This is a genomic window from Gemmatimonas sp. (assembly GCF_044376735.1).
Classification (GTDB): Bacteria; Gemmatimonadota; Gemmatimonadetes; order Gemmatimonadales; family Gemmatimonadaceae; genus Gemmatimonas.
The window spans coordinates 1-4,249 of record NZ_JBILKJ010000199.1 but is presented as its reverse complement, the minus strand read 5'-3'; the positions used below and the strand labels follow the sequence as shown (position 1 = coordinate 4,249).

The window sequence follows — 4,249 nt, the reverse complement described above, 5'->3', positions numbered from 1 at the left end:
CGACTTTAGCCGCCGTATCGAGCGTGGCGGCGAGGGTGTAGTCGGCGCGGTTCTGCCAGTACTTCGCACCGGGTGCGCCGCTCCCGCTTCGCGATTCGTTGGCCGTGGGCAATACGAGCGGCGCGAACACCGACGTATCGGACACGGCACGCGGCCGAGCGGCGGCGGCGGGGGCAGACTGGGCGTCGGCCACGTGAGCAGCGACGGCGAGCAGTGTCGCCAGGGCCGCCGCACCACGCGACGGAAGCCAACGCGCCATCGTACCGCGCGGCTGAGGAACAGGGCATGTGAACATGCGGACGCGGAGCGAAGGGAAAGGACGGGTCCCGAGGTGCTGGCTACGTCGTACCCCCGAATGATAGTAGCTTTCGGGATGTCCTCCGCCATCACTTTTCATGCGACGCCGGTGTTTCCGCGCGGCTTTCGCTGCGCCAGCCGCAATGTCGGCCTCAAGCCGTCGGCTCGCGACCTGACATTGTTTGCCAGCGAGGTCGACGCCACCGCGGCGGCCGTGTTTACCCGCAATCATTTTCCCGGCGCGCCGATCATTCTCGGTCGCGAGACGATCAAGGGTGGTGTGCTGCGGGCGATCATTGCCAACAGCAAGGTGAGCAACGTCGCGACGGGCACCCGTGGCGTCGAGCACGCGCGTCGGATGGCCGTGGCGGCCGCGGCCGAACTGGGCACGGCGCCGGAGCGCGTGCTGGTGAGCTCCACCGGCGTGATCGGCGTGTCGTTGCCCATTGAGAAGATCGAATCGGGCGTGGTGGGCATGGGCGCCGATCTGCAGGACAATCCGATGGTCGGCGCCGAAGGCATCATGACGACCGACACGCATCCGAAGGCGCTGTCGGCATCGGTCGGTAACGCCACGATCACCTGGGTGGCGAAGGGGTCGGGGATGATCGAGCCCAACATGGCCACGATGCTCTCCTACATCTTCACCGACGCCGCCTTCGACGCGCCGACGCTCGATCGGCTGCTGCGTGCGGCGGTGGCCCCGACGTTCAACATGCTCTCGGTCGACACCGACACGAGTACGTCGGACACCTGCGCCATTCTGGCAAACGGATTAGCTGGTACGGTGGACGACGCGGCATTCCTGTCCGTGCTCACCGCGGGCTGCCGCCGCATGACGGAGATTCTGGCCCGCGACGGTGAAGGCGCCGAGCATCTGGTACGCGTGACGGTTCGCGGCGCGCTGAACGAGACGGAAGCGCACGTGGTCGCCAAGTCGATTCTGAATTCACCGCTCGTGAAGACGATGGTGCACGGTGCCGACCCCAACGTGGGGCGCCTGCTGATGGCCGTGGGCAAGTGCTTCGACTGCACGATCCGGCCGGAGACCACCGACGCATGGATCAACGGCTTTCAGGTCGTTGGCCATGGCGAGCGACTGGCCTTCGACGATGCCGTGGTTCGCGAGACGCTGTCGCGCGAGGTGGTCGACTTGTCGGTGGCGCTCGGTGTCGGCGATGGCGAAGCGGTGGCGTACGGGTGTGACCTCACCAAGGGCTACGTGGACGAGAACGCCAGTTATTACAGCAGTTGAGCGGCAAACCGCAAACGGCCAGAACACGGAGACCGCGGATTGCGCGGAACCAACACGGATAAGATGAACAGCGCTTCTTGCTTATCCGTGTTGGTTCCGTGCAATCCGCGGTCTCCGTGTTCTGGCTTTTGCTTTTCGTCGTTGATTGAACGTGATCAGCGTGCCGTCAGCACGGGTGCGCGACGATGCTGCGTGGTCTGCTCGTAGTCGTACACGAGCTGGATCAGCCGTCCTTCGCTCCACGGGCGCCCGAGGAAGCTGACGCCGGCGGGCAGTCGATTCTCGCGGGTGTACCCCATCGGCACGGTGATCGCCGGGAAGCCGGTGCTCGGTGAGAAGAGTTGACTGTTGTCCCCGTGCGGAGTGTTCAGGTCGCCGATGAGGCGCGGCGGATTGCTCCACGTGGGATAGATCGCCGCGTCGAGTTGCAGCGTATCCATCATCTGCTGCACGGCCTCGCGCAGGGCGGACCGTACACGCTCGCGGCTTTGGCATCCGGCGCTGGCTTCGGGCGTTTCCGTCACTTGTGCCGCGTCGCGCAGGCGCTGTTCGACCGTGGGATGATACTTCCGGCTGCGAATGATTTCGTCGATGGTCTTCACCGGTGCATTCGCACCACGCGCAGCGAAGTAGCGCTCGAGATCGGCCTTGAACCGGTTGCAGCCGCCCTGCTGGCGGCGCTGAATGGCATCGAGTGAATCGACGCGCGCCTCGACGATCACGGCGCCCTGCGCGCGCAGGTCAGCCACGGCACGATCAAAGACGCGCTGCACCTCGGGGTCGAGCGTGGTCCGCTCGTAGGCCTGCCGCAGCACACCGATGCGCGCGCCCTTGAGCGCACCACGCACGAGAAAGCTGGCGTACGAGGGGCTGCGCTTGGCATCGGACGGCGCCGTGACGGAGTCGGCGGGATCACTGCCCACCACGACATCGAACACCGCCACCGCATCGGCCACCGTGCGTGCCATCGGACCAGCCACGTCGGCCGACGCGTTGAGCGGGATCACGCCGGCACGCGACGTCAGTCCCATCGTGGAGCGAATGCCGACGAGTGCCTGATGCGCCGACGGCCCACGGATGGAATTGCCGGTGTCCGTGCCGAGTCCGACCGCACCGAAGCTGGCGGCGACAGCGGCGGCGGTGCCTCCGCTCGATCCCGCGGTGACCCGATCGAGCGCATACGGATTGTGCGTATAGCCCGGCAGGATCGAGCTCACCGTTTCGTACGGCGTGAACGCCCACTCGGCGAGATTCGACTTCGCCAACACGATGGCGCCGGCGTTCTTGATCTGCCGCACCATCGTGGCATCCTGTAGCGGCTTCCACCCCTCGAGTGCCAGCGACCCGGCCGTCGTCTGCATCCCGACCGTCTCGAAGTTGTCCTTCACGATCATCGGGATGCAATGCAGCGGCCCGATCGGTCCGGTTGCGGCGTAGCGCCGGTCGAGCGAGTCGGCCACCGCGAGCGCCTGCGGATTCACCAGCACGATGGCGTTAATCGCCGGCCCCCGCTTGTCGAGCGCCTGGATGCGATCGAGGTAGGCCGTCGTGAGCGCGCGGCAGGTCAGCGACTTCGCCTTGAACGCCGCGTGGATCTGCGCGATGGTGGCTTCTTCCAGACGGAACGGGCGACGAGCGGTCTGGGCGGAGAGCGTCGCGGCGGACGTCGCGGCGAGCAGCAAGGCCATGGCGAGCTGGGCGTATCGGGTCATGACCCGAAGCTACCCGTTTCTCGGCGCGGCGACAGGAGGCGCGATAGCTGATACTCACCGAACAGCAAAAGCCAGAACACGGAGATCGCGGATCACACCGAACCAACACGGATAAGCCAAAAGCGCCGTTCGCTTATCTGTGCTGCTTCCGTGACATCGGTGGCATCCGTGTTCTGGCCTTTGCCGTGGACGTGAATGGCAGCTACTTCGCGGGGGGAACGACCGCGGGCGTCGCGGCCAGCCACTGATTGTCGGTTGGCGTACGGTCAGGAAACCGTCGCGCCGGGTCGAGCGTGATCCGTTCGATCTTCCGTCCGCCGAACACGAGATCGACCGCGACACTGCGACGGCCACCGAACCAGACATCAACCGGCCAGGTGACGAGCGCCGTGATACTGTCGGTCATGACGGCGTTCTTCATGGGGCGAATCGCCGGGCCATTCGGTACGAAGCGCACCTCGAGCAGAATCGGCGCGGGCATGTTGCCGTCGTGCGCGACGGTCACCGTGGTGCGGATGCCTTGCGTTTTCACGCTGGCGAGACGGCCATCCACGCTCTCGGTGGTGAAGAGCCAGCTGTTCCAGAACCAGCCGAGGTCACGGCCCAACGCCGTGTTCATGAAGAACATGTAGTCCCACGGCGAGGGATGCTTGAACATCCACGCCTTCGCCCACTCGCGATGCGCGCGTTGTACGGCGCTGTCGCCGACGATGCCGCCAAGCGCGGACAACATGAGGGGCGTCTTCTGGTACGTCGTGAAGCCGTAGTAGCCAGGGCCCGCGTAATTCGCGTTCCACATCATCGGCGGCTCCGCTTCCGCACCGCTGGTGCGCCCATAGCTCTGGCCGAGGCCATCGAGCACGGGCGCCTTCGACGCCGCATCGGCATCGGACAGGATGTTCATGTACTGATTGAAGCCTTCGTCCATCCAGCCGTACCACGTTTCGTTATTGCTGACGACCATCGGCCACCACTGGTGCCCGGT

At 65.6% G+C, this 4,249-nt stretch carries 2 protein-coding genes and 2 pseudogenes; 1 reads left to right on the top strand and 3 read right to left on the bottom strand.

Features of this window, described 5'->3' with window-relative positions:
* Positions 1-259, bottom strand: a pseudogene (locus ACIRA7_RS15300) (M1 family peptidase); the annotation flags it as partial.
* Positions 260-373: 114 nt separating this feature from the next.
* Between ACIRA7_RS15300 and argJ the strand changes: the two are divergent.
* A complete protein-coding gene (argJ, locus tag ACIRA7_RS15295) occupies positions 374-1,552 on the top strand; it encodes a bifunctional glutamate N-acetyltransferase/amino-acid acetyltransferase ArgJ (protein ID WP_396221706.1) in 1,179 nt (392 codons plus the stop codon).
* Positions 1,553-1,707: 155 nt separating this feature from the next.
* Here the strand turns inward: argJ and ACIRA7_RS15290 are convergent, their stop codons facing one another.
* Together ACIRA7_RS15290 and ACIRA7_RS15285 are read right to left on the bottom strand one after the other, a co-directional pair.
* A complete protein-coding gene (locus tag ACIRA7_RS15290) occupies positions 1,708-3,264 on the bottom strand; it encodes an amidase family protein (RefSeq protein ID WP_396221705.1) in 1,557 nt (518 codons plus the stop codon).
* A 202-nt stretch (positions 3,265-3,466) separates the two neighbouring features.
* Positions 3,467-4,249: pseudogene (locus tag ACIRA7_RS15285) on the bottom strand (M1 family peptidase); the annotation flags it as partial.

Excerpts from the sequence above, each read along its gene's own strand:
- argJ (WP_396221706.1), top strand. The coding sequence starts at position 374 with ATGTCCTCCGCCATCACTTTTCATGCGACGCCGGTGTTTCCGCGCGGC.
- ACIRA7_RS15290 (WP_396221705.1), bottom strand. The coding sequence starts at position 3,264 with ATGACCCGATACGCCCAGCTCGCCATGGCCTTGCTGCTCGCCGCGACG.